The sequence below is a fragment of the Paludicola sp. MB14-C6 genome (genome assembly GCF_030908625.1).
GTDB lineage: Bacteria > Bacillota > Clostridia > Oscillospirales > Ruminococcaceae > Paludihabitans.
In genome coordinates this window covers 2,537,811-2,564,806 of sequence record NZ_CP133133.1, presented here as the reverse complement: position 1 = coordinate 2,564,806, position 26,996 = coordinate 2,537,811, and the positions used below count along the sequence as shown (strand labels likewise).

Below are 26,996 nucleotides of genomic sequence, written 5' to 3'. Positions count from 1 at the left end.
GGAGGGTTTTTTGTATGCGTTTTTCTGAAATGAGTGGAAGAGAGCGAATTATAGCAGCTCTTCAATCCAAAGAAGTAGATCGTTTGCCATGGGCACCGTTAATTGATGACTATTTTATCAATTCTCTTCCTGCCCAAAACTATAATTATAACTTTATTGAGGCTTGCCGCTACATAGGCAATGATGTAATTAAACGACACGTTGCTGAGCCTCTTGTTAAAAACAATAATGTTGAGCGTCGTATTGAAAACAAAGGTAATTGTTCAATTGAATATTTTGAAACACCAGTTGGTAGTTTAAAAATAGAAAGAAAAAGGTCAGGTAACACTACATATATCAGCAAACACATGGTGGAAACTTTAGATGACATTAAGGTTTTTCAATACATATGTGAAAACACAGAATACATTCCCTTGATTGAACAATTTATTGAAGAAGACAAAATGATTGGAGATATGGGAATTGCTTCTGTTGATGGACAAATGAGTCCCATTCAAGAGTTACTTCAATTTATTTCCGGTGTTGAAAATACAGTTTATTTGTTAATGGATTATCCAGATGAAATAGAAGAACTTTTTAGCGCTATGCATGAGCGTAATAAACGTCAGTATAACACTATTTTCCAATACCCTTGTGATTTCATTTTCGATTATGAAGATACTTCTACTACAGTAATGAGCAGAAATATGTTTGAAGAATACTCTCTTCCTGCAATTAACGACTATTCCGATTGGGTTCATTCTCAAAACAAAATATTTATAACTCATATGTGCGGAAAGCTAAGTGGTCTTTCTGATTTAATTGCAAAAGGAAGGCAAGATGGTATTGATTCAGTATGCCCCCCACAAACAGGAGATTTTTATCCTTGGGATGCTAGAAATGCTTGGGGATGCAAACGAGTAATCGGCGGTATTGATCCCCCATCTCTCGTTCTTAAATCACAACCTCAAATTATGGAAATAGTATCGCAAATACTGCAACAGGTAACAAATAAACAAGGATTCATTTTAAGCACAGGCGACGCTGTTCCTTTTGGAACGCCGATTAACCTACTAAAAGATATTACCGATCTTATCAAGGGCCTTGGCCCAAAATCACTCCTATAAAACAAATCCACGCGTTCAAACGCGTGGATTTGTTTAGTTATTTTCAATTTCAATTGGAATATTAACAGTTACCGTTGTACCGTTTTCTTGATCCGTATCAATAACAATGCCATATTTGTTTCCATAATAATAATGTAGGATTTCTTGAGTATTATTAAGTCCGATATGATTGTGTTCGCCTACATTTTCTTCAAAATGTATTGGTGGAACAATTCTTCCCTCTAATCCATCAAATCCCTTTCCATCATCAATAACCTGAATAATTAGTTGATTATCAATCTCCGAGATATCTACTATTACTATTCCTTTCTTAGTTGTTTTTTCCAAACCATGAACAACAGCATTCTCAACTAACACTTGTATTGTGAGCTTAGGAATATAATATTCTAAAAGGATCTCATCTTCACACACTATCTTATATTGAAGATTTTCTCCAAACCTGTACCTTTGTAAAAACAAATAGAATTCTATGTACTTTATTTCCTCTTTTATTTTTATCTTTTCCGTATTTTTTCGATAGATACTTGCTTGCGCCAACTGAGAAAAGGCATTTGTCATTTGAAAAATGTCCTCGTTATTATCCAATTTTGCTTTTAATGCAATAGTATTTAGTACATTAAACATGAAATGTGGATTCATTTGAGATTGCAAGAATTTTAAGTCTGATTCCTTTATCATCAACTGCTTTTTATATACATCATTGATTAAATATCCAATTTCATTCGTCATATTATTAAATGCTTGACTTATATTAAAAAACTCTTGGCTTTCATAATTGGGAAGCTTTGCATCATATTCACCGTCAATAACGACCTGTATTTTTTCCGTTATATCCTGCAAAGGTTTTGTTAGTTTATAAACAATATGAGCAGACATAATTAAAAGTATGAGTGTTACAACACATACCACAATTAATGGAACTGTCGTTGATGTCATCATCGACTTAAAAATTGTATTTTCCGGTATTGCAATGGTACAACTTAATCCCATACTCATTTGCCTTGTATATACTATGTAATCATTATCTTTCAGATGAATGACATACTCATTGTCGGCTGCTTGATTCATTAATTGTTTTTGTAAATCTGTTGTAATGAAATTAGCATTTTTATCTACAATTATTCGCTTTTCCTTACTAAATGCAAACCAAAATGATCCCTCATAGTTGTCTACGCTACTAAATATCTGATTTATAAAATTGTGGTTAATAGAAAACATCGCTGTGCCTATATTTTCCATAGATTTTGAATACACTGTATATGCAACAATCAAATTATTATTGAGATAATAAAATTGTGTTGGGGCTTTTTTAGTTTTAAATATGTCGTATAACTTGTTATAAAGTTGATCTATTCCATATCGCTCTTGACGATTATAGCTTGAAAACATATTACGATAAACCGAACCGTTTTTGTCAAACAAATACACCTTGTCTACCAAGGAATATTCTGTTCCATTTGTATTATCATAGCTATATAAATTTGTACACTTCATAAGCTCGGTCTCAATATCAGCTTGTTTTGTTGAGCTGGATTTTCCATTGTATACATTAAGTAGATGATTTGCTATCAATGTATTTTTACTAAGCTCAGTCAACATATCTTCTATGTAGATCGTTTTTGTATGCATGTTATTAGATGTTTCAGAAAGAAAAAAATCAATATCTTTCCTTATAAAATTTGTCATATTATTGTACATTGATACCAGCAAAACTATAGTACAGGATATTAACGAAAACAAAACAACTAAAGTTGTTGTGCGAATAATTTGAATTCTAAACTTTTTTCTTGGTTTATTATTATAAATCATTATCTTTTCCCACTTTTGCCATTTATTTTCGATATTATGTTAATCGTTCGTGATGCAGTTGTTAATTTGGGATTTCAACTCCAATAACTCTTTTGTTGTCCAGTTTGTTTGAACAGTTGGCAAATGAACAGATGCACTATCTGCGTTTTTCCAAGCCATATGAAATAATGTATTACTAGATATGAATTGGGCTAAATCTAAATTGGGATTTTGAGGCATGTGTTGCGTTTGTGTTAAGATCCTTTTTTGGACTTCATCACTAACCATATATTTTATAAACTGTACTGCTGCTTTCTTTTTGTCTTCTGAAGTGTTGTTTCCTATCATATACCCTGATCCAGCGGATACATATGAAAGAGGTTTTCCAGTATTAGAAGGAAAAGGTGCAAATAAAATATCGTTTTTAAAACTACTGTCATTAAGCTGACTGCTTAATGATGCACTTCCAATAAGCATTGCGGTACTACCATTGGAAAAATTATATATTGCATCTGTTGCATTGAAATTCATCAATTCCTGAGTGTATTTCTCTAACTTTTTTAAGAAACTCACCGCATGAGTAATTGCTTCATCAGAAGGTTTATAGCTATTAAAATTTTTATATAAAAGGTAATCTTTATTATCACAAATGTAAGCGCCTGCTAAAGATTCAAAGGCATGCTCATCATATACAGAAAGGCAAGTACTATATAAGTTATTTTCTTTAATATAGGATTCAAGTCTATCGCATATTTTAAAAAATTCATTCCATGTGGGTGGAACAAGTGCATTTGAAAAAGGAGACCCATCTTCAGTTAATCCTGCTTTAGAAAATATTTGTGAATTATACCAATAACCAATAACTTCTATCTCATCAGGTATTGTAAACAATGCCCCATTGGTTTTCCAATTTTCTAAGACCTGTGGATTTACATCATGTAAAAAATCTTCATCTCTTTGCAAATATGGCATTAAATCCAAAGCCATATTTAGCTGAATTGCATTTCTTAAATAAGAGGTGCTACCACTTGTGTTAATAATATCAGGCATTCTGCCTGCTGCTAACATCTGTTGTGCCCTTTCAAGCGCAAGATTGGCAGATGGATATGTTTCTAATATGACTTTATACTGTGGATATTTCTTTTCAAAGTCATTGTATATTTCCCGCATTTTAATGTCATCTTGATTTGCGCCACCCCATCCATGCATCAGCGTTATGGTTGTAGGCTTTGGTTTTGTTTCTTTTGTTTTCGTCTGCTGAATGGAAACAATAGCAATTATTAAAAGTCCAATTGCTACTATTAAAGCAATGTACCTTTTCATTCTGTTTACCACCTAAATATTAACATTATTCCTTTATAATACATTATCCATTATTATTCTGCAAGAAAAATAATGGATAATGTATTATATTAAATTTGTGATTCTAAGAAATTTTGAAAGCCTTCTACTCCGCCTCCAATGTGGTCTACTTCTTTTGGTAATAATCTTGCACAAACAGAAACATCAAGAAACTTTGCTGTTTTGGTTCTTTGGGTAATCATTTGTGAATCGCTACCATAAACTCCATCTGACAAGCAAGTAAACTCATCACCACAAAAGCAACAATCCTCAATGGTTATATGGTCATGTTTATGAAAATAGTTCACAAAATAATCAACATTGTCGCTTTTAGTTGTAATGCCAACCTCTAAATATTTTGCGTCGGTAGTTGCCTTAACTGGCATGTTATTGTTGTTTCCAATCGTTTCGCTTAAATCAATCAACTGTTTTAACCCGCCTTCAATTTTGTGTTCACGAAGCATTTCATTAACACAGTCAATTTCATTCTCTTGTAAAAACAAGCTATCTTTTCTATCATTGTCAACCATTAAATCGATTTTGCAATAATTAGGACGACTAAACACGATATCTGTATGTAATGAATATTTCTCCCATAAACATTGGTGAATATCAAAACAAACTTTGTCTAATTTTGACTTTTTATCCACATTAAGAATGTTTTCTGAAAGCAAGTATGGCTTTCCCTCTTTTATTCCATAATTATATGCACCACGTCCTAAACCTAAGAAAAGGTTGGCTTGACATTCAACAGGTATCAACTCATGAATTTTTCCAAAAGCTATATTATTGTAGGTTGTTCCACTTATAATAATCAGTTTCACACCTTTTTTCAATAATTCAATCATCGGACGTAATATTTTATCTGCGGGCGATATGCGTGATGCAACTGCAGTTCCATCCCAATCAAAGTAAATTGCTTTATATTTCATATGTATATGAGCAACAAAAGACTTGCCCTTTTACCTCCCTGCTACTTTAAAAATTCACTTTTATTCCTTCTTTTATGGTACAGATATAATTTTTATCATTGATGCAAAACTGAACATCATTTTTATTTTGCTTATCAGGAGTTATTTCAATTCTTTTTCTTGAAATAGACGTGTTAAAGCCGTTATGATTATAATAAAAATGATATGACATAGAATTCCAATTTTCAGGAAGCTTTGGATTAATATTCACAATACCATCTTTTATATGTAACCCACCAAACCCTAAAACTGTTACCATCCATGTTCCGCCATTTGCTGCCGGATGTGTTCCACCAATATATAAATCGCCTAAATATAGCTTATAATTACCGTTTAAGTCAATCTGTGCCGCCTTCATTAAATAACGATATGCCCAATCTGTCTTTCCAATTTGCGCAGCAAGTAATGCATAAATACAAGTGCTTAAGCTAGAACCATGTTCTGTTCTTGGTTCGTAATAAGTCCAGTTTTTCTCTTTAATTTGTGTGCTGAACTGCTCACCCATCATACACAATAGTAAAACAACATCAGCTTGCTTTATAATTTGAGTGTTTACTGCCAATCCACAAGGACTGCCAAGATACTCGTTCGGTTTTATTATTCTGCTGTACAATTCCTCAATAGATAAATCTTCCTGCTTAAAATAGCCATCATATTGTTCGATTACTCCCTCATTGTTTGGCTGAGGTAAATATATTTTTTCATTCATATTATATATAAGTTTTAATTCTTCTTCTGAATCAAAATTAGATACAATCTTCTCATATAATGCATTGTGATTTTCTTGTAAATAATCCAATGTTTCAACGGCAGATTGAAGGCAAAGCTTCACCATATAGTTTGTATAAGCATCATTATTAACTCTTTCATGATACTCATCCGCACCGGTAACATCTAATAACTCATATCTTTGCTTTTCGACTTTATAGTAACCATAAGAACAGAAAAATCTAGCGCATTCAACAATTACTTCAGCACCGCCATGCAATAAAATCTTATCGTCACCCGTTATTTGTGCATATTTCCATAAGCCATACACAACATCAGCACTAATATGAATTTGTTTATCTCTAAAATAAGTTCTCATTTTTCTTCCTGTAAAAATGTCAACAAGATTGTAATGAGTACAGCCATCCTTACCTGTTTCTTGACTTTCCCAAGGGTAAAATGCACCCTTATATCCATATTCCTGTGCTTTTTCGATTGCTCCTTTTAAATTATGCACTCGATACATCATAAGATTTTTCGCAACATCGGGATGACAATAAGCAAACATTTGGAGCATATATATTTCGGTATCCCAAAACATTCCGCCCTTGTATACTTGTCCTGATAGTCCTCTTGCGGGAATTGCAACCATATCGGTATGGAATGGGGATGAAATCAGTAGTAAATACATACTATATCTTACTGCTAATTGTGCCTTTTCATCTCCATCTATTTTAATATCAAAATCATCCCAACGCTTTTGCCAAGCGTTTTTGTGGTTTAAGAATAACTTGTCATATCCAATCTGTGCTGAGTCCTTGCAATAGTTAATTGAGTACTTTTTCACATCAGCACAATCAGTATCTTTGCAAATTGCAACATATTTTTCTAAAACACATGGGATATCCTTTTTCAACGTAATTTTATAGCTGCGCTCCACGTTATTCTTGTAGGCTTGGCTTTCATAAACTTGTCCATTCAATAATGTACATTCAGATAATGATACCGTTTTTTGACACTCAATCGTTTTAGAAACAACAGTTTTAATATCGTTACCAAACGAATCCACATTACTATAGTGAGGGCCATTTGCGTCCCAAATATCCATATCAATCGTTGTTTTAAGGATGATTTCCATATCACTGTCCGCTGTTACAGAATATCTCATAAGTAACAGATGTACGTTATCAATACTTGCAAATCGCTCGGAATACAAAGATATTGTTTGTTTATCTTTTGTGATAAACTGTGTTTTTCTTGTATGTAAGCCTGTTTTAATATCTAATTCTTGACTATGAGCTTTAACATCGCAATTTAAAACCGTAATCGGTTCATTTTTATAATAAATACAAGTATGTAGAGGATTTTGAATGTTGATTGGTTCCCTCCAATTAGAACCATTGTCATCATATACTTCAGAAAGAGTACAAGCCACAAGCTGTTCTTTCGCATATTCCTCTAAGCAGCCTCTATATCCGTAATAACCATTTCCAATGCAGAACTTACTGCCAAAAAACTCTATTTTGCTTTTATCAAATCCATTCTCTTTCACTGTCCAACACATAAAAGCTATTCCTTCTTTCCGATCACAAACCCATATACTCAATTTCAATATAAATAGTATTATATGGATTGTTCTTTAAAATCCTTTGGCGACATGTTTGTGTGTTTTTTAAAAAAATGAGAAAAATATGTTGTATTTTCAAAGCCCAACTCATCAGCCACTTCATATACCATCATGTCAGTATCGGACAGTAATTTTTTTGCTTCTGCAATTCTCTTTTCATTAATAGTTGCAATAATTGTATTACCTGTTTCTTCTTTAAACAGTCTGCTTAAATAGCTTGCACTAATAGAGAATTTTTTTGCAATATCTGCTACCATTATATTTTTTTTAAAATTGCAATCAATATATCTTTGGCAATCAAAAATAATAATGCTCTTCTTCTGTACATATTGGTTAATTGTTTCAATTGATTTTTTGATGATTTTTTCCATCAATTTAGAATAATCCGTTACTTGAATACAATTGTATATAGCTTGTTCAACGTCAGAGTCGATTCCAATAACAGTAGATAACGATAATTCAAATTCGCCCAATGAACTATCACATTTATTCGCAATCATAACACCACAGTTTTTAATAATTTTTGCTGATGTATTATTCTCTTTTTGCAAAGAGATCATTTTTCTAAATGCGTTAAGCGACTCAGCAACCTTTCCCTTAGGAATGCAGTGGTTAATTTCTTCTAATAATGCATTTGTCTCTTTGACACATTTATCATCTAATATTTCAGGGGTATAGTAGTTAATCTTGTTTTCGATATGTAAAAATCCCTTGTTTAAAGATGAAAATGCATGGTGATAAGCCTTTTTTAGATTGAATAATTCATCTGTTTTTTCGCTTATACCAACTACAACTTTTAAATTCATGAAATTTTCTATCATATCCAATATATTTATGCAATATTTTTCAATGCTTGTATGATAATTCGCATCTACATTATTTAAAACAATACAAAATATGCTTTTTCTGATCGGTATAATTTTTTTATCCAGTTCTTTAAAAGACATTTGAAAAAAACGGCTTAAGCTATTATTAATTTTATAGTTTTTATTATTATCAATATTATCTTGAAAGCTAAAATGAAATACCATCACAACAAAACTTTTCAAGTTAATTTTTAATAATTTTGCCTTATCTTCAATCTCTGGTATGTTACTTAAAGATCCATCAATAACAGACTTAAGAAAATTTTCTTCCATTGCAGTTTTGCTATCATACAAAAGCATGCTGTTTTCCTTTACAAGTTGGTCTTTCGCCTTTTGAATAGCAAGCTCAATTCCATCAAATGCTCCAGTCTTTGTTATATAATCAACTACATCATATTTTACAGATTGCTGGGCATATGAAAAATCAGCATAGCCTGTTAATATGATAACTTTAATCATGAGTTTGTTATCTTTGATATATTTTGCAATATCAATTCCTGAACAATTTGGCATCTTAATATCTGTTACAATGATATCTGGCTTACAGCTATCAAGGTGATCCATTACGTCTTTTCCGTCACTTGCGACATACACAATTTCGCAATCAAAATCGGACCAGTTAATTAGCACTTGCAAGCTCGTACGCACAAGTGGTTCATCGTCTGCTATAATAACTCGATACATGTCAGTTCACCCTTCTAAAGCAATTAGTTTTTGCCAACTATTATGTTAAGATTACTATAACAAATTCCAAAAATATAGTCAAATTTAAGAATTTATATTAATTCAAGTTCAATTACTCTGTCTGGTGTAGGTTCAAAGGTAAATGACATCCATTCAGGTAACCCATAGTTAATAAATAAATCATCAGGGAACTCTTTTGCAACCCAAGGACTAATTGCAACTACTTCGCTGCCATCAGACAACACACGAGCTTTTTTCACCTTACCTTTTAGCCCTGGTAAACAAATTGCGCCTATACTTTCATCTAATATATGTGCGTAAAGCTTTTTGCCATTTTGAGTGTATCGTCCCCACTCCGGCTTTGGTAAATCTGCTTTTTTACAATTGTATATACTTTCGCTACTCTTCTTCATCCACTCAGCAATTTCTTGCAAAATCTTGACTTGAATTTCAGGAAAATCGCCCTTAGCGGTTGGTGATAAGTTCAAAAGCATATTGCCATTTTTACTTGTACACTCAACTAACTTACGAATTAACTGAGAAGAATTTTTATACATTTTATCATTAGGAGAATAGCCCCAGTTATTATTAAGAGTAAAACATGCTTCCCAAGGTATTTGTCTGCCAGACTTAGTTGTCAATCCTTGTGGTGGAATAATCATCTCAGGACAAGCAAAGTCACCAGCAAATTCTTGGGGCTCATCTGTCATAATAGACCCATAAGACTCACCACTACCCTCTAATCTACCATTTAAAATAATATGAGGTTGATATTTGCGTATCATGCTAATAAGCTCTCTACCCTTCCAATCATCGCCCAAATGATCTTTATATGAAAAATCGAACCACATAATATCGATTTTACCATACTTCGTCATAAGCTCTTCTACTTGATTATGCATATAAGTTAAGTACTTGTTAAAATCTCTATTTTTATTCTTAAAGGCCTCATCATCTCTGCTTGGATGATACATATCGCCATAAGCAGGATATTCTTCATGGTGCCAATCAAGTAAGGAATAATACAATCCCACCTTTAGCCCCTCTGCACGAAAAGCTTCTACAAATTCTTTAATAATATCTCGCTTAAAAGGAGTATTTGTAACCTTAAAATCTGTAAACTCACTGTCAAATAAGCAAAATCCATCATGATGCTTTGTTGTTAAAACCGCATATTTCATCCCAGCAGCCTTTGCCATTTTAGCCCACTCTTTTGCATTAAACCTTACTGGGTTAAACTCTTCAAAATAAGTTTGATACTCTTTTGTCGAAACCTTGTTGTCGCTTGGATACCACTCATTTTTTCCATGAATGGAATACAGCCCCCAATGCAAAAACATACCGAATCTATCGTTTAAAAACCATTCTGTTCGTTGGTCTCTTTCGTTCATTCTTTTAATATATTGGTCCATAATTATTTATACCACCTTTTTTATAACAAAACTAACCTTTAACAGCTCCGGCTGTTAGACTCTTAACAAACATTTCTGAAGTACAGCTGAAAACAATAATTGTAGGAACAACTGCCACTATTATAGCAGAAAACATACCATTTAAGTTTTGAGAGTATGCTGTTTTAAATTGACCAAGCAGCGCAGGGATAGTCATATTCACCTTGCTTGTAAGCAATAGTGATGCAAAATAAAATTCGTTCCAGTTGTTTAAGAAAACTAATATTGCTGCTGTTACCAAACCTGGTTTTGCTATTGGCACAATAATTCTGAAAAATGTAGACGAATATCCACATCCATCTATTTGAGCTGCTTCTTCCATTTCTTTTGGAATTGTCATAAAATAACTCCTTATTATAAAATATGTCACTGCAATTCCAAGACCTGTATAAATAAATATGACACCTTCCTTAGTGTCTCTTAAATTCAATGCACCCATCATTCTATAAATCGGAAAGCTAATTGAAATAGCCGGAATAAACAATGTAGTTGCAAACATTGTAGTAATAATTCCTTTCCCTTTAAAATTGATTCTAGCTGAAACATACGCAGCCATCGCAACTATTAACACACTTAAAACTGTAGATATTACTGAAATAACAATACTGTTCCAAAAGTATGTTTGAATATTTAGTTTAGTAAAAATCGTAATATATCCATCGAATATCCATTTTTTCGGTAATCCCAATCCACCCGGAACTTCTTTAAAGGAAGATATGAACACCCAAATAATTGGATATAGGGAAACTATTAGTACAAATAACATTACAAAATACTTCAATATATTTGACAAAATCTTGGCCATTAAATTTTTATTATTCTTCTTTCGTAACATGATTTTACCTCCAACTAATTGCCTTTACTAAATATGACTTTTATCCATTTTAAAAACCTTAGAAATCAAACCAACTAACACAAGTCCTAATATAAATTGCACTACACCTGCTGTATTTGCCAATGAAAAGTTCAACTTGCTGCTGCCCATTGCTGTTTGATAAATATAGTAGCTTAAGCTGTAAGTTGCTTTATCAGGTCCACCACCTGTTAATAATGCAATCTCATTATATAATAACAATCCGTAGTTCGTTGCTAAAATTGCTATTGTTCCAATAATGGGTTTTAATAAAGGCAAAACAATCTTTGTGTCTATTTGAAATGAATTTGCGCCATCAATTCGAGCGGCTTCATAAAGATCAGGCGAAATTGCAGATATCTGAGATAAAACAAGAAGCATTGCTGTTCCACCAAACAATACAAATGAGAAAGTTACACCCCAAAACGCAGAGCCGCCACTTGCTAAAATATTAACATCGTTTGATGAACTTAAGCTATTGATGATTTGTGTTACAGCTCCTCTTGCAGGATCATATAAATTTAAGAAAATTAATCCAATTGCCGAAGTTGAAATAATATTCGGAATAATATATGTATTTCTTACAAGTTTCCAACCTCGTGGCCTTTTTGATAATACAAATGCAACAATTATAGCTAATGGAACTTGGATAACCAAAACTAACAAAACCCATTTTAATGAATTTAATAGTGCTGACATAAAATAATAATCTGTTGTAAAGAGCTTTATGTAGTTGTCGAACATATGACCAAATCCAAGGAACTTAGGACTTGACAAATTTTTGTAATTCCATTTTGAAAATGATGTTATAAAAATATTTGCGAGCGGATATGCATATATGATCGCAAACAATAAAACAGCAGGCAATAAAAACATTATGACAAACCCTGTTTTTCTGTTGAACTTTAGCTTTTTTTTATTACTTTTGTTCATTGCCAAAATCCTTTCAAGAAGAATAAAAGCACGGAACGAATAATTCCGCGCTTTTACTCGTTTTTATTTAGGAGGTTATTCTGCTACAATTGATTTTAATTCGTTAATTACTTGATCAGTAGTTTTTGAGCCATCTTTTAATTGAGCATATTTACCAGTAATAGCTGCTTCAACATCGCCGCCCCACGTTGCACCAATTGCTTTAACTTTATAATCAGCTGATTGCACTAATTGACATGCTGCAGCGAGATTTTTAATTCCAACATTTGAATCATTCAAGTATTTTGAATAATCAAAAGTTGAGCTTGATGGCATAGCTAAACCTTCAGTAAAGATTCTCTTAGCTACTTCTTCGCTTGTCATATATTTAACAAATGCAACACAAGCTTCTTTTTGTGCGTCTGAAAGTTTGCTTGAAATTGTTAAGCCAGCACCAGCTGATACGATTGCTGCTTTTTTGCCTGCTTCGCTGGTTGGGAAAATAGCAGGTTTAAATTTTGTAGCTTTTGCATCAAATGAACTTGCGTCCCAAACACCGTTGAATAACATTGCGCTCTTACCATTTATGAAGTTTTGTCTGTATGTATCATCGTCAGGTGTGAAATTAGCACTGTTAACTTTCTTTAATGCACTATTTGTAATAAAATTCAAGGTATCTTTAAATGCATTATTTGTGAAATCCGGAACAGGGCTTGACATCAACTTTCTACCTTCAGCAGAGTTCATTAAATTACCTGTTAATAAAAGATTTGTAGGCCATCCTTGTGCTAATGTGAAAGGAGATTCAACTTCTTTACATCCCTTTAATTTATCAACAGCTTTGTCAAAATCATCCCATGTCTTCCATTTATCAGGAGTATCTGCTTGTGCTTTTTGAAATAATTCTTCGTTATACCAAAAACCGATTGATTCAATTTGCTCTTTAATTGAGTAAATTCCGCGGTTGATTTGATTTTGTTCGTAGTTTACGCCAACATTTGCTTTAAAGGAAGAATCCTTATCAATATATGGTTTTAGGTCTAATACTGCTTTTGCAGCTACAGCTGCTGGAATGCAGTTATATCCGCCTAAGTCAACCATATCCGGAAATGAACCGTTTGCAACTTCTTGTAGACATTTTGTTTGAATACCTTCGCCGCCTGTTTCAACCACATTAACCTTAAATGTGAATTTGTCAGCATTATCCTTTGCAAATTTGTCATAAATATCTCTCATGACTGCAGCTGTTGGCCACTCCTCTTTACTTTGGAAATATCCATGATAAAATTCAATTACAGGTTTTTCCGTTGTGCCACTGTTTGTTTTTGATGAAGAAGGTTGTTTGTCTCCACATCCTGTCATTGCTGTGGTAGCCGCTATCAAAAGAGCTAACATGCCACTTGAAATTTTTGTTAGTTTCATTACTTTTTCCTCCTTAATGATTGTAGTTTATATGCATTTTTACTATCTTCATATTATCATCATAACCACTGTATTAGAATACACAATATTTTTGTTTGTGTTTTAATTTTTGACCATTTATCCTTTTTTTAAAACAATACATGTTGTTTTTTCAAATTCCTCCATTCAATCTACTCATAATAGTAAAAAAATAACATGTATTGAATTGATTCATTTTTTAATTTCATAAATAGTAATTTAAATATACTCATTCTTTCATAGTCACACTTATTTTTATATAGTTTTATTCTTTATTGTAGGACTCTTGAAAGATAAGTTAATAGGAATTTTAGTTATAATAATTAACGTAGTCAAGCAATGCATACCTGTAATAAACAAGGAATAAATTATTGAGGTTAAAATTATATTTATAATGATAATTTAAATCAACTTTCTATGGTACTACTCCTAATATTGTTAAGAATGAAATACGGATGATTTACCCACTACACAAAACTCCCACACAGAAATCTGTGTGGGAGTTGATTATGTCAAGCAAACGATAGCTTTTGCCAAACGATGATTTTTAATTTCTATGACTTTAATTAAAAAGCCATCGCCTTCTATTTGAAACTTGCTTCCATCTTCCGGAATAGAGCCTAAAGCACGAAACACGTAACCACCAAATGTATCATATTCATCTGTTGGCAAGTCAATACCAATTTGCTCTGCTACATCTTCAAGTGGTGCTGTACCATGTACTTTCCATGTTTTCGAATCAATACGTTCAATATCCAATTCTTCATTTGGCAATTTTTCATCATCAAAATCGCCGACTAACTGTTGGACTAAATCATTCATGGTTACAATTCCGCTAACGCCACCATACTCATCCAACACTACTGCAAGATGATTCGTATTGGTTTTCATATTGCGAAACAATACGTCAGCACGTAAGCTTTCGGGTACAAAATATACGGGCTTCACACAGGTTTTCATAATCTTTTCCCGTGTTTTTTCTTTTAAACGAAAATAACTTTTAGCATCTAATATTCCGATAACGTCATCTACGCTTTCGTTGCAAACAGGATACAGTGAGTGACGGCTTTCATGGATGGTTTGTTCCCATTGTTCATTACTTTCATCCATCCAAAGCAATGTGACTTCTGTTCGGTGTGTAACAATATCACCAGCTGTTATATCGTCAAATTCAAATACATTTTGTATTATTTCTTTTTCTGTTTTGTCAATAGTACCTTTTTCGCTGCCAACGTCCACCATCATTCGTATTTCTTCTTCTGTTACTTCATCATCCTCGCTATTGGGATCGATTCCAAATAATCGCAATAATAAGTTAGTAGATGCGGTTAGCAACCATACAATCGGTGCAAATGCTTTTGAGATAAAGCTAATCAAAGCAGATAATCCTAACGCTAATGATTCCGCTTTTTTCATTGCAACTCTCTTTGGCACCAATTCTCCAAACACTAATGTAAAATAAGATAAAATCAATGTAATCAAAATAACGGAAATTGTATTCAGTGTATCAACCGGAATCTTTACGCCAATATTTACCAATCCATCTACAAGCATACTTGAAAAGTTATCAGCCGCAAATGCACTCCCTAAGAAGCCGGATAATGTAATTGCTACTTGAATTGTTGCTAAAAAGCGTGCCGGTTGCGAGGTTAGCTTTGCAAGTCGAATTGCACGTTTATCTCCTTGCGAAGCCATCTTTGCAAGTTTATTATCATTCATAGATATGACTGCAATTTCTGCACATGCAAAAACTGCATTCAATCCAATTAACAAAATTTGTAGTAAGATTTGCCATACTAGCGGGTTTTCCAAAATAATACGCTCCTTTAAAACATGAGTAATTTTGTAATCATTTTATACGCAAAAAAGCATAGCCTGCTCGTTAAAGCAGGTTATGCTTTTGTATATTAACGTAATTATGTACCTTATCAATGTAATTTGCTGTGCTACTGTCCGAATCATCCATTAATTTTTCTCACCTTCCTTACAATAGTTTAGACTATAATATATCATTTATTCTTTTTTGTCAATACATAAACCATGAATATATTAACAATATTCATTACAGTTTTATGATTTCTTATAAATAAAATCGATACAGAAATCTGTATCGATTTTATTCAGTATTATACTAGTTATTACTATTTAGCTTTTACAAAAGCGTCAACTTGTTTTTGAAGTTCAGCCATGATTTTATCATAACCAGCTGTTTTTAGATCAGCATTGATTTGTTTAACAGTAGCATCTACATCTTTAACATTACCTGTTTGGATGTATTTGTATTGTTTATCAATAACTGATTGACAAGCTGCGATTTCAGTTTGTAGAGTATCAACTTTTGGTACGAAACCTACTACTGGAGATGCTTCAGCTGAGTCATTAACTGCTTTTAAGTTTGTATACATATTTGCTGGAGCTGGTTTAATTGGGTATAACTCAAAGAAAGAAGCTTGTGAGAATGCGCCTGGTTGCCATGCATCCTTAGTTAAGTTCTCTGCTTGACCTTGGTCGTTTACTTTCCAGTTAGTACCTTTAATACCGTAAGCTAATGTGTTTCTGTAATCTTTGTTTGTATTAGCGTACTCTAAATATTTGATAGCTCTATCAATTTTTTTAGAGTTAGGGCTGATACCGTTCATAGAACCTTGAATAGAAGCTGTTGTATAGATAGGACCAAATTTCTTGTTAATAACAATTGAATAGTCTTTACCATTTGCCCAAATAGCTTCAGCACCTTCCCAGCCTTGGCCTGTGCCTACTACTTGGAATTCAAATTCTTTTTCAACTTCAGAAGCGCCTTTGTTTACTAAGCCGTTGTCATACCAAGTTTTTAATGTTTTTAGATCATTGATATAATCAGCATCTTCATACATGTTTTGAACTTTTGTTGTATTACTGCCAATTTTAATACCTAAACGTAGGTTATCTAGTCCTAATGTATCCCAACCATTGTTGTGACCATTAATGCCAGCCCAGTTATAGTTAAATGGAGCTGTTAAATCATGAGGATATGGAGTTTTAGACTCATCATGATATTTTTTAACTTTCTCTAATAGAGGAGTTACTGTTGATAATGCTTTACCAGTTGCTTTAAATTCAGCTTCTGCTTTTGCACCATCGATAACGTATTCTTTATTTGCTGTCCAGTATTGAGCAGCAGCAGAGTCTTTGTAAGTTGGTACAGCGTAAATTTTACCGTTTACTCTTGAACCATCCCAAGCATTTTGAGGAATGTATTCCCAAAGCTTTGGAGCTACTTTTGGTAGTTTGTCTGTTAAGTCAGCTAATTGGTTGTTTTGTGCAGCAACTACATAGTTAGCAAACCAAGCACAAGTGAAAGCGATATCAAATTCGCCACCAGTTGACATAATAGTTTTTAACTTTTGGTCGTCGCCAGTTGTAAATCTAAAATCTACAGTTGTTTTAATTGCTTCTTTAGACATTTTGTTTAGTTCAGCAATTACTGCGTCTGGTTGTTTTGGTTTGTCACCCCAGTGATACCAAATTAGGTTTACTTCGCTGTCTTTATCAGCAGTAGAAGTTTCATCTTTCTTTCCTTTACATGCAACGAACATAGATGCGATCATTGCAATAGCAAGTACCAAAGAAAGAACTTTGATTTTACTTTTCAAGACTAATATCCCCTTATAATATATTTATTAAATCCCAATATGGATTTAAATACAACAATAGACTAATATAAATAAATTATAATTATTATTGCAATTTATTTTTTTATCATTACAATAAGTTCAACAATTATTCATACTATTAGTATAACCGTAAAGCATTGTACTATTATTTGTTTACTTTGTCAACTTAAAAATACAAAATGCATGTTCAAAAATTGATTTATTAAATTGAGTGTTTACCTAGCTAAAATATTCATGGGTTGTTCTGAAAGCCCTATTTATAGGACTTCAAATAACAATTTGAAATTTTATACAATCTGTAAATTTACATATATTATACTTTTTATTAGTATAATTATTCCAAATATAATTTAGGTTGTTTATTCAAATTCAAGCTATTGAATCAAAAATTATGGGAGATACAGGAATTTAAATTCTTATTTTACACGAATTTAACACTTCATTTGTCAATAGACTCATGCAATCTCACGATGTAAAATGAAATATAATCCTTTATTTAAACTAAATTTAGAGAATTTTTTGATTATCTTTTATTTAGTTTTTCTTAAAAATTGTTTTCTATACCATTTTTATCAAAAGAATCCATTCATACTTTTGTAGCTACTGATTCTTTTCTTATATAAATAGTAATATCATTAGTCTCGTGCTCTGAAAGCCAATGTACTTATAAGAGTATAATAGTAACACTAATATTAAAAGCCATAAATCGCTTTTAGTATGTGATATATGGCTATTTAAATTTTAAATTGTATTATACTTTTACCGTTGTATGAATATGGTGTTTAACCCGATCTATTAAGCGAACAACGGAAGAAACTACGATAATCCCGCCTACTAAAGAACCTGCAATAAAGAATGTATGTAAACCTTCTTCGATAAACATACCAATATTACCATTGATGCAATACTCCATTGTATAGTAAATTCCACCGCCGGGTACTAATGGAAGTAAGGCTACAATTAGAAAAATTGTTACCGGTTGTTTAAATACTCTTGCTAAAATTTCAGCATAAATTTCTATTGCAATGGTTGCTAAAAAATACTGCATGATATCATTTTGGGTGAAACTAAACAATAAAAAAACAGCATATCCAATTACACCACCAAAAGACGCTAAGAGATTGATTTTCCCTCGTAAATTAAACATAATAGAAAAGCCAACACATCCAAGAAACGTAGCGATAAATATAATAATTGTATTCATAGAATTCTCCTTAAACGAACATCTTCAATAAATAAACGCATACACCTGTTCCAACCGCTATTGCAACCGCAATCATAATCGCTTCCACAAACTTTGTTAATCCAGCGACCAAATCGCCTGCAATAATATCGCGCATGGAGTTTGTTAACGCTACACCGGGAACTAGGTTCATTAGGCTTCCTATGATTACCTTGTCCATATTTTGAGAAAAACCTAAATAATGAAATAAAAATGCAATTGCTGCAATTGCCATACTGCCTACTGTATATGAGAAAAACATATTCGTTTTAAATTTATCCATTACCACAAGCAAAAACTTTAATACAACGCAGCATAACAGGCTGACAAGCGCATCATAGAAGTTCCCACCAAAAAAGATTGTAAAGAAAGAGCCGATAAACACACAGCCGAGAATTTGAATTGGCAGACTAAACCTTTTTCTGTTTTTTGCTTGATTGACTAATTTTTTTGCTTCATCATATTCAGGCTTTAATTTGCAAAGTTCTCTGCTTAAATTATTCATAGCAGATACGATATCCAAATTCGTTGAGCGATTCATGATGCGTTTCATTCTTGTATGTGTTTGACCATCTTTTAATACAATGGTCGTTATAATACAAGTCGGAACCGCAAATACATCAGCATTTACCACGCCATAGGCTGATAATATTCTAGATATGCTTTCTTCTACCCTATAAATTTCTGCCCCATTTTCGAGCAGGCTTAAACCGATTTCTGTTGAAATCTCGAGTAATTGATCATTGGTCATAAGCGATTCCCCGTTACTTTTTATTTTCGTATTTATTATAGCCTGTAAAATGATAAATGTAAAGAAAAGGCATAAATATGATTTGTATTACTCAATTACAATTTTTCGAAAGCATATAAGCACGAGAGCCTTCCACCGCAAAGCAGAAGGCTCTTATAGCGTTATGCATTTTAGACCTAGTATTTTTTGTCTACTAAGCTGCTATGGCTTTAAAAAGGTAATGTGCGCCTTAAATAGGTCACCATCTAATATAATTTTGAATTTTCCGCCTTGTAACTCAATAAAGCTTTTTGCAATTGCTAATCCAAGTCCAGAACCCTCTGTATTTCTTGATTTATCTCCTCTTGTAAAACGTTCAACAATTTCGTCTTCACTAAAGTCAATTTCATGTTCCGATATATTTTTTATAGTGATTTCTACCTGCTCGGTTTGTTCTATAATATCAATAAAAGCCCTTGAAGATGGCATTGCATATTTACAAATATTCATCAGCAAGTTTTCAAATACTCGATAGGTACGCATACTATCCAACGATAAAATAACTTTGTTTTCAGGAAAGTTCTTTTTTACAGTTAACTTTGCTTTATTTAAATTCTCTTCAACTTCAAATAATGCTTGATTCATCAACGATACCACATCAATATTTTCATAATGAAAGTTAATATTGCCACTGCTTAACTTACTGATTTCAAACAAATCTTCAATTAAGTATTGCAATCGTTGTGCTTTTCGTTCCAGTATTGCAACATATTCTTTTCGCTTTTGCTCTGAAAGATTTTCATTTTTCATTAAATCCACATATGAGATAATAGCGGTTAAAGGAGTTTTTAAGTCATGAGATACATTGGAAATTAACTCAGTACGCATTTTTTGGCTGTTTAGTTCTTGTTCAACTGCACTTTTAAACCCTTTTTGAATCTGTTTTAAATTTCGATTCAAAGGTTCAAATACGCCTAGATTTTCTTCAACTTTAGCGTCTAAATCTCCTTTTGCAATTCGTTCTGTTGCATCCACTAATTTTTGATATTTTTTTTCATTGCTTTTCATCATTTTTCTTGCTATAACAAACAGCATAATAGAATAAAGAATGACACCGATAATGCCAAATAGCCATGCTGTACAAAAAAGACCAACAATCATTGCATTGATGATAATTACAAGCAGTAATCGTTTATTGTATTTATCGTTAAAATGAAACTCTTCAAGATACTGCATGAAACGCAGCAAATATTTCCTGCTTATTTTAAAAAGCTGAACCAACAAGCTGCTTTGTTTTACATAATTAGATATACCGATATTCTTGACATATCTGATCATCCAAATACAAAGCAATACAATACCAAAGCAGATACACCACATCATCAAATGTAATATGATTAAATGCCGTTGGGAAGCATGAGCCTGCAAGATAGGTATTCCCATAAACGAATTCATTTGGCCTTGAAAATACTCCATTATTGCTATTCCCGGAGTTGTTTTCAGCATCCATATAACGAGATAAAGAAAAATCATTATCCATATTTCGATCCAAACGCTTGCGGTTTTCTTAATCCAGCTTAATTCTAGGATTCTTTTTTTCGGAACAGTTAATGCAAACACCAATATAATGCCTATAAACAAATACATTAAGTTTCTGCTTAATACTTTATAGGAATACAATTGGTGCTGTTGGAAATCGGAAGCAAATGCATTGTTGCCAAGTTGATAAGGTACTGCATAAACAAAAATCATATTTTTAATTGCACTCATATTTTCATAACTGAATTGCGTTAATTGGATTTGATTCAAGTCAATCATTCGGTTTGAAAATAGTGAACGATTTGCACCATGAATTTGACTCATTGTAAAATTCCCTGTTTCGTCAAAATCGACTTGAATAAGAAATCGATAATTTTTCAATAACTCCTCGTATTGCAATTTATCATTTTGAAATATCTTTTCATCGGATGGAAAATTGGATATTACTTTTTTGTTTCCTTTTTCAATCGCTAAATATATCAAATTGGAATTTGCTTGCAAAGCCTCTTGCTTCCAGCTATAAATTTCCTCATTTACCTTTTGTTTATTATAATCTTCACGAAGCGTTATATTTTTATGAAATAAAATATCAAACGGAGTAAAAGTGGGATTTAACTGGATTTGATACTCGGAAAATAATGTATAATTCAGTTTTACAATAGGTTTTACAAAAGAATCCTTTACAAAATAGTTACTTGAATAGTTATCAACTTGGCCTTGAATCGTCGGGTACAAACCAACCATAATCAAAGATGAACTCAAAACCAAAAAAAGGGCTATACAGGTAATAATAACAGCTGGTTTACTGCTTTTCAATCTTGTATCCAATTCCCCATACCACCTTTAAATATTGAGGCTTTTTCGGATTGACCTCAATTTTCTCTCGAATATTTCTAATATGAACCATGATGGTTTCTGTATTAACGGCCTTTTCGTTCCATACTCGTTCATAAATTTCATCAGCTGAAAAAACTCGTCCTTGATTTTTCATTAAAAGCGTTAATATCTTAAACTCTATTGACGTCACTTTGATTGGACATTCATCTACAAAAACTTCTTTTGTGGTTTCGTTTAGCTCTAATCCGCCACAAGTAAGCAGGCTATCTTGTTGCTCCTTATTATTAACTGTATTATATTTAGAAAAACGTCTTAAATGAGAGTTTACTCTTGCTAAAAGCTCTAATGGACGAAATGGTTTTGTAACATAGTCATCTGCGCCAACATTTAGCCCCATTATCTGATCCACTTCCTCTGATTTTGCAGATAGCATTATGACGGGAAAATGATGTGTTTCTCGTAGCTTCATTACAAAGTCAATGCCATTCATAACGGGCATCATTACATCCACTATTGCTAAATGAATTGTATTTTCGTTAATTACTGCCAAGCCTTCTTTTCCATTGTGTGCAACAAAAACTTCGTAGCCTTGATTTAACAAATATGTTTTCACAGCTTCTGCAATATCCTCTTCGTCTTCTACCACTAAAATATTGTACTGACTCATTTCATTTCCTCACTTTTACTAATTGTCAATATTTTATCCAGTTTCCTGTGATATATCTTATACTCATATTTCTTTCCTATGAAAATAAGTGTGGTATCCTATAAAAAAGAAAATAACCAAATGCAACAATGCACTTGGCTCGTAAATTACAATACATCTTTGATAACTATTTTATTAAATGCACTATTTCTTGTCCAAAGAAATAGCCTGCTGCAATAAAAAATACATTCCATATTAGAATGCCTAACGCTGAACTAACGGTATACTTTAAAAAATTGATTTGTACTGCTCCTGCAGGTATTGCTATAATCGTTCTTGCCATTGGTATCAATTTACTGATAAATACACCGATACTACCTTTTTCTTTTAAATAAAGCATCTTCTTTTCGATATATGGTCTATGCTTTGGAAAGCGTTTCATGTATTTTTGCAACAGAAAATCTCCACCGTAGCGTCCAACAAAATAAAAAGCCCAACTAGCAGCTAATGCAGATAAACTTGAAGCAATTAACGCAATCCAAAAATTCATTTCTGAACTTGCAATCAAGATACCTGTTACAGGCAAAATAACGCCTGCCGGAAACCCGGGTAAATTCAAATATTCTAAAAACACAATAACGATTAAAAACAGTATTCCGTATTGTGACATATAGGTCATAATTGTATTGAAATCCATAATCATTCTCCTCTTTTGTAGTCTATCTTGTCTATCATAATAAAATTGATATTGCAAGCTAAATAAAATACAACATAATTCCGAAAGATTAGAATGCAAGATAAAACTAACAAGACAACATATATTGTGCTAAAACTGGATAATGGTCAGACGGATAACGATTATTGATACTATCACGGCATAAGCTTACACGTTGTAAATCCAAAGAACTGCTTGCAAAAATATAATCAATCGGCATTCCCTTTATTTTTCCTTTAAAGCCATGAAAGCTGCGTCCGATATCACTATAATCACATTGAAGATATGCATTTTGAAGTGCATTATTTGTTTTAGTTGATAAATCCTGATACCACGCTTTTATCGTTTTACTTTTCGGTTTTGCGTTAAAATCGCCCATCAACAAAACAGAGGCTTCTTGTTGTAGATTTTTTTCTTGCATTTTGCTTGAAATTAACTGTAAGCTATTTTTTCTTGAAAGGAAGCTTAGATGATCCAAATGTGTATTAAAAATACGAATGAATCGCTTGGTATTACCTTGCAACTCCAATGTGCAAGTAGTACATATTCTAGGGCACAGCGCAAACCATGCTCTACTTGGCTTATTTGGTGTTGCAGAAAGCCAAAAGGTTTCTTGATCCTTTAATTTAAATTTATCTTTACGATAAAAAATTGCAGTATATTCACCTTTATCGTCCCCACCTCTGCCTTGTCCAACAACATCATAATTCGGTAGTAATTTTGTTAAATCATTTAAGTTTTTTGCTGTTAATTCTTGCGTTCCTACAACATCGGGTTGTTGTAAATCAATCAAATTGGCTATCAGTTCAACTCGATTTTTCCAACTGTTTTGTCCGAAAGAAAAATAATTTCGCTTCATATTAAAGCTCATAACTTTTAAAGCTTCAGCATTTTGAGCGTTAAAATAAGAAATTGTTTGTTCTAAAGATAGATCTGTATTTATATTTAAATTTTTACTTTTATTTATAATAGAATGGAATAAATTAAGTCTTTTTTTCAATTACTTCACATCTTTCATTTTTGATTTGTTTTCATTTTACTAAATAAAAATGAAAAAAAGCTTTAGAAGAATCTAAAGAGTTTCTAAAGAATTTAATAAGGGTTATATCAATTTATATTTACTATTTTTCAAAATATTAAGTAAACTTTACTAATTAATATTGACATTAGTAAAAATTTAGGATATAATTACCTTAAATTATAAAATATATATAAAATTACTGATTTGGTACGGATATTTGAGTTATAGATAAAGTGTGTTTTTGTTAATTTTATTACACTATATCTCTAGCTCTTTTTATATTTTTATAAAAATTTTTAATTAAATAACAATATGCAGCTGCAAAAAAATATCATCATTTCTTTTAATATATCTAAAGGGGGAATGAAAAAATTCACAAAATAGAATATGAAAAATATAGCAATAGATTCAGCAAACGTATTTTATTCGCTATTAACAAATAGCAAAATAGCGCCTATTTTTATGTGAGAAATATTAGTATATTACATTCAAACTGAAACAAACTATTTGTTTCGCAATTCTTTCTCACAATTCTACATTGACTAACGGATTATATTAAATTAGTCATGAATAAAAAAACAAAGAGGTAATATTTTATGATAAAAAAGTATGTAAGCAAATCTGCAAAACAACTATTCGCTTTTCTTCTTGCATTAGCCATTACCCTTTCTATGTCTAGTATTGCATTGGCTAAAACACCTGAAAGCCAATCAAATTCTACAAAAGGCCAAAATAATATGGCGACGGCAAAACAAACTAATAAAAAAATTGTTGGATACTTTCCTTCATGGCAACCATCTAAATTAGATCGAATTCAATTTGATGTAGTAACTCATATTAACTATTCTTTTTTAATTCCAAACAAAGATGCAACTGTTATGCCCTTGGATCATCCAGACACTGCAAAAGAGCTTATTAAACAAGCACATGCAAATGGTGATAAAGTTTTAATTGCCGTTGGCGGTTGGTCCATTGGTGAATGGCCAAATTCAATTATTCTTGAGCCATACTTCGTAGAAGCAACAAACACCGATGAAAAAATTGCTAAATTTACCGCTTCTATTATGGAAGTAGTAAAGCAATATGGATTTGATGGTGTTGATATGGATTGGGAGCATCCTAGATTTGGAACACCAGCTCAAACGCAATATGAAAAGCTATTGCTATCTTTGAATAAAGAGCTGAAAAAAGACAATTTACTGCTTTCTACTGCTGTTTTGTGCGGAGTAGATATTAACGGTATGGAATATGTTGATGCCAAATCACAATCTGATATTGTTATTAACACTGTAGATTACATGAATGTTATGGCATATGATGGCGGAGACGCTGAAAAACACTCACCTTATGACTTTGCTATTAATTGTGGTAACTACTGGAAAACAACTCGTAACTTTCCTGCCAATAAAATTATTCTTGGTGTTCCGTTTTATGGACGACCATCTTGGGCAGGATACGAAACACTATTAGAAGCAAACCCACATGCAGATGAATCAGATATCTCTGAAATTTGGGGAATGCAAGCACATTACAATGGTGTTGCAACTATGAAGAAAAAAGCAACATGGGCAAAAGAAAATGTCGGCGGAATTATGATTTGGGAGCTTTCTGCAGATACGAAAGATAAGACAAAGAGCCTTCAAACTGCAATTGGTGATGTAATGAATTCTACAGCACCAACAAATGGTGGTATAACCGTACCATTAGAGCCTACAATTATAACTGATACAAATAATACCGGAGCAAAAGTTGAAATTCCTACTGAAATCAGCACCCTAAAAAATTCAAAGCTTGAAGTCTTAAAGTTAGCTGTAAGCTCTGATATTGTAGAGAAATTTGCAGCAGTAGCTAAAGAATTTTCTTTATTAGATACATACAACATCAATCTTTTAAATAATTCTGTAAGGATAGAGCATATCGAAGGTGGTAAAATAAAAATTTATATTCCTTTTAGTAATGCAGATCAAGGAAAGACTTATTATGTTTTACGTTATAATAACGATGGAACCATTACAGAATTAGCCGCAATCATTGACAAAGAAATGTTATCATTTGAAACAGATACGTTAGGAACTTATGGAGTTGCAACGAAAAAAATTGTAACACTGTCTAACACTAAGAATCCTCAGACTGGTGACAATTCGCCAATCATTCCAATTACTATAGTAATTATTTTGGCTGGCGGATTATTGATTCAATATAAAAAGGCAAAAACTTTATAGTAATTTTGTTTTCCAATTCCTCCTTTTACAAGAAAACGCCGACTATTTTTTAGTCGGCGTTTTCTAAACCCTATTTGATTTTTCATAAAAAATCCCTAATTATAGAATATTCACTCTATAATTAGGGATAGTATGCGATATTTAATTATTGTCTATATGATTTTAAACTTTTAAAGCTACGGTTATCCATCTTTGATATTATCAAGCATTTTACTTAATACTGAATTATAAATATCAATATCTTGAGAAGAGATATCTCGAATTACATCATTACGAAATCCTTCTGCTACACTCAACATTTCTGCCTCGATTTTTTTACCTGAATCTGTTAGTTTTAAAGTTTTAATTCTTTTATCATTTTCACTACTAATTCTAGTAATCCATCCAAGAGCCTCCATTTTATCAAGTAATCGGACAACACTCGGTTCTTTCAAAGACATTTTATCGGCTAATTGCTTTTGCGTAATCATTTTGTTGATATTTACATAATATAACGCAATCCACTGCGTTCTTGTTATATTATAAAAATTCAGCCTTTTCTCAAAACAATCTGCCAATATTTTTGCGCTTCTGCTTGTAATACAAGCAATACAATCATCTAAATTAAACATATTTATTCACCATCTATTTTTCGTATCTATTTTATAATACCACATTTCTTTTG

20 protein-coding genes are annotated in these 26,996 nt (G+C 32.3%); 2 read left to right on the top strand and 18 right to left on the bottom strand.

The window, feature by feature from the left end; all coding sequences use genetic code 11:
* Window positions 1-14: 14 nt before the first annotated feature.
* Window positions 15-1,106 (top strand): uroporphyrinogen decarboxylase family protein, encoded by a 1,092-nt coding sequence (locus RBG61_RS12205; protein WP_307943919.1) that lies wholly within the window; start codon window positions 15-17, stop codon window positions 1,104-1,106.
* 33 nt (window positions 1,107-1,139) lie between these two features.
* Here RBG61_RS12205 and RBG61_RS12200 read toward each other — a convergent pair whose 3' ends face one another.
* The 17 genes from RBG61_RS12200 to RBG61_RS12120 form a co-directional block, all read right to left on the bottom strand.
* Complete coding sequence (locus tag RBG61_RS12200) at window positions 1,140-2,915, bottom strand: sensor histidine kinase (RefSeq protein ID WP_307943918.1); 1,776 nt, start codon at window positions 2,913-2,915, stop codon at window positions 1,140-1,142.
* A gap of 39 nt (window positions 2,916-2,954) precedes the next feature.
* Window positions 2,955-4,217: an ABC transporter substrate-binding protein gene (locus RBG61_RS12195; RefSeq protein WP_307943916.1), complete on the bottom strand. Its 1,263-nt coding sequence runs from the start codon at window positions 4,215-4,217 to the stop codon at window positions 2,955-2,957.
* A gap of 89 nt (window positions 4,218-4,306) precedes the next feature.
* The gene (locus tag RBG61_RS12190) at window positions 4,307-5,167 is read right to left on the bottom strand and encodes an HAD family hydrolase (RefSeq protein ID WP_373889710.1); all 861 of its coding nucleotides are present in this window, start codon (window positions 5,165-5,167) and stop codon (window positions 4,307-4,309) included.
* A 46-nt stretch (window positions 5,168-5,213) separates the two neighbouring features.
* Window positions 5,214-7,478 (bottom strand): glycosyl hydrolase family 65 protein, encoded by a 2,265-nt coding sequence (locus RBG61_RS12185; RefSeq protein WP_307943915.1) that lies wholly within the window; start codon window positions 7,476-7,478, stop codon window positions 5,214-5,216.
* 59 nt (window positions 7,479-7,537) lie between these two features.
* Window positions 7,538-9,091 (bottom strand): response regulator transcription factor, encoded by a 1,554-nt coding sequence (locus RBG61_RS12180; RefSeq protein ID WP_307943913.1) that lies wholly within the window; start codon window positions 9,089-9,091, stop codon window positions 7,538-7,540.
* Window positions 9,092-9,183: 92 nt separating this feature from the next.
* Window positions 9,184-10,503: an alpha-L-fucosidase gene (locus RBG61_RS12175; protein WP_307943911.1), complete on the bottom strand. Its 1,320-nt coding sequence runs from the start codon at window positions 10,501-10,503 to the stop codon at window positions 9,184-9,186.
* Between the two features lie 31 nt (window positions 10,504-10,534).
* The gene (locus RBG61_RS12170; protein ID WP_307943909.1) at window positions 10,535-11,377 is read right to left on the bottom strand and encodes a carbohydrate ABC transporter permease; all 843 of its coding nucleotides are present in this window, start codon (window positions 11,375-11,377) and stop codon (window positions 10,535-10,537) included.
* A gap of 27 nt (window positions 11,378-11,404) precedes the next feature.
* The gene (locus RBG61_RS12165; RefSeq protein ID WP_307943906.1) at window positions 11,405-12,139 is read right to left on the bottom strand and encodes a carbohydrate ABC transporter permease; all 735 of its coding nucleotides are present in this window, start codon (window positions 12,137-12,139) and stop codon (window positions 11,405-11,407) included.
* A 264-nt stretch (window positions 12,140-12,403) separates the two neighbouring features.
* A complete protein-coding gene (locus RBG61_RS12160; RefSeq protein ID WP_307943904.1) occupies window positions 12,404-13,729 on the bottom strand; it encodes an ABC transporter substrate-binding protein in 1,326 nt (441 codons plus the stop codon).
* A gap of 525 nt (window positions 13,730-14,254) precedes the next feature.
* On the bottom strand, window positions 14,255-15,562 hold the full coding sequence (locus tag RBG61_RS12155; protein WP_307947267.1) for a hemolysin family protein: 1,308 nt from the start codon (window positions 15,560-15,562) through the stop codon (window positions 14,255-14,257).
* 326 nt (window positions 15,563-15,888) lie between these two features.
* Window positions 15,889-17,379, bottom strand: coding sequence for an ABC transporter substrate-binding protein (locus RBG61_RS12150; protein ID WP_307943901.1), 1,491 nt, complete (start codon window positions 17,377-17,379; stop codon window positions 15,889-15,891).
* A gap of 772 nt (window positions 17,380-18,151) precedes the next feature.
* The gene (locus tag RBG61_RS12145) at window positions 18,152-18,604 is read right to left on the bottom strand and encodes a threonine/serine exporter family protein (RefSeq protein ID WP_307943899.1); all 453 of its coding nucleotides are present in this window, start codon (window positions 18,602-18,604) and stop codon (window positions 18,152-18,154) included.
* Window positions 18,605-18,614: 10 nt separating this feature from the next.
* Window positions 18,615-19,373 (bottom strand): threonine/serine ThrE exporter family protein, encoded by a 759-nt coding sequence (locus tag RBG61_RS12140; protein ID WP_307943897.1) that lies wholly within the window; start codon window positions 19,371-19,373, stop codon window positions 18,615-18,617.
* A 201-nt stretch (window positions 19,374-19,574) separates the two neighbouring features.
* Window positions 19,575-21,719, bottom strand: coding sequence for a sensor histidine kinase (locus RBG61_RS12135; protein ID WP_307943895.1), 2,145 nt, complete (start codon window positions 21,717-21,719; stop codon window positions 19,575-19,577).
* Window positions 21,694-22,395 carry a response regulator transcription factor gene (locus RBG61_RS12130; protein ID WP_307943892.1) on the bottom strand — a complete coding sequence of 234 codons (702 nt, stop codon included), beginning with the start codon at window positions 22,393-22,395 and terminating at the stop codon, window positions 21,694-21,696. Before RBG61_RS12130 ends, RBG61_RS12135 begins: the two co-directional genes overlap by 26 nt.
* 166 nt (window positions 22,396-22,561) lie before the next feature.
* Complete coding sequence (locus RBG61_RS12125) at window positions 22,562-23,071, bottom strand: DedA family protein (protein WP_307943890.1); 510 nt, start codon at window positions 23,069-23,071, stop codon at window positions 22,562-22,564.
* A gap of 106 nt (window positions 23,072-23,177) precedes the next feature.
* A complete protein-coding gene (locus RBG61_RS12120; protein WP_307943888.1) occupies window positions 23,178-24,089 on the bottom strand; it encodes an endonuclease/exonuclease/phosphatase family protein in 912 nt (303 codons plus the stop codon).
* A gap of 617 nt (window positions 24,090-24,706) precedes the next feature.
* Between RBG61_RS12120 and RBG61_RS12115 the strand changes: the two genes are divergently transcribed.
* Window positions 24,707-26,332 carry a glycosyl hydrolase family 18 protein gene (locus RBG61_RS12115; protein ID WP_307943886.1) on the top strand — a complete coding sequence of 542 codons (1,626 nt, stop codon included), beginning with the start codon at window positions 24,707-24,709 and terminating at the stop codon, window positions 26,330-26,332.
* Window positions 26,333-26,514: 182 nt separating this feature from the next.
* On the opposite strand, the gene RBG61_RS12110 is transcribed toward RBG61_RS12115, so the two are convergent.
* On the bottom strand, window positions 26,515-26,943 hold the full coding sequence (locus tag RBG61_RS12110; protein ID WP_307943884.1) for a MarR family winged helix-turn-helix transcriptional regulator: 429 nt from the start codon (window positions 26,941-26,943) through the stop codon (window positions 26,515-26,517).
* Between the last annotated feature and the right edge of the window lie 53 nt (window positions 26,944-26,996).

Coding starts and splice junctions, on each gene's coding strand:
- RBG61_RS12205 (WP_307943919.1), top strand. CDS start 15: ATGCGTTTTTCTGAAATGAGTGGAAGAGAGCGAATTATAGCAGCTCTT.
- RBG61_RS12200 (WP_307943918.1), bottom strand. CDS start 2,915: ATGATTTATAATAATAAACCAAGAAAAAAGTTTAGAATTCAAATTATT.
- RBG61_RS12195 (WP_307943916.1), bottom strand. CDS start 4,217: ATGAAAAGGTACATTGCTTTAATAGTAGCAATTGGACTTTTAATAATT.
- RBG61_RS12190 (WP_373889710.1), bottom strand. CDS start 5,167: ATGAAATATAAAGCAATTTACTTTGATTGGGATGGAACTGCAGTTGCA.
- RBG61_RS12185 (WP_307943915.1), bottom strand. CDS start 7,478: ATGTGTTGGACAGTGAAAGAGAATGGATTTGATAAAAGCAAAATAGAG.
- RBG61_RS12180 (WP_307943913.1), bottom strand. CDS start 9,091: ATGTATCGAGTTATTATAGCAGACGATGAACCACTTGTGCGTACGAGC.
- RBG61_RS12175 (WP_307943911.1), bottom strand. CDS start 10,503: ATGGACCAATATATTAAAAGAATGAACGAAAGAGACCAACGAACAGAA.
- RBG61_RS12170 (WP_307943909.1), bottom strand. CDS start 11,377: ATGTTACGAAAGAAGAATAATAAAAATTTAATGGCCAAGATTTTGTCA.
- RBG61_RS12165 (WP_307943906.1), bottom strand. CDS start 12,139: ATGTTCGACAACTACATAAAGCTCTTTACAACAGATTATTATTTTATG.
- RBG61_RS12160 (WP_307943904.1), bottom strand. CDS start 13,729: ATGAAACTAACAAAAATTTCAAGTGGCATGTTAGCTCTTTTGATAGCG.
- RBG61_RS12145 (WP_307943899.1), bottom strand. CDS start 18,604: ATGAATACAATTATTATATTTATCGCTACGTTTCTTGGATGTGTTGGC.
- RBG61_RS12140 (WP_307943897.1), bottom strand. CDS start 19,373: ATGACCAATGATCAATTACTCGAGATTTCAACAGAAATCGGTTTAAGC.
- RBG61_RS12130 (WP_307943892.1), bottom strand. CDS start 22,395: ATGAGTCAGTACAATATTTTAGTGGTAGAAGACGAAGAGGATATTGCA.
- RBG61_RS12125 (WP_307943890.1), bottom strand. CDS start 23,071: ATGGATTTCAATACAATTATGACCTATATGTCACAATACGGAATACTG.
- RBG61_RS12115 (WP_307943886.1), top strand. CDS start 24,707: ATGATAAAAAAGTATGTAAGCAAATCTGCAAAACAACTATTCGCTTTT.
- RBG61_RS12110 (WP_307943884.1), bottom strand. CDS start 26,943: ATGTTTAATTTAGATGATTGTATTGCTTGTATTACAAGCAGAAGCGCA.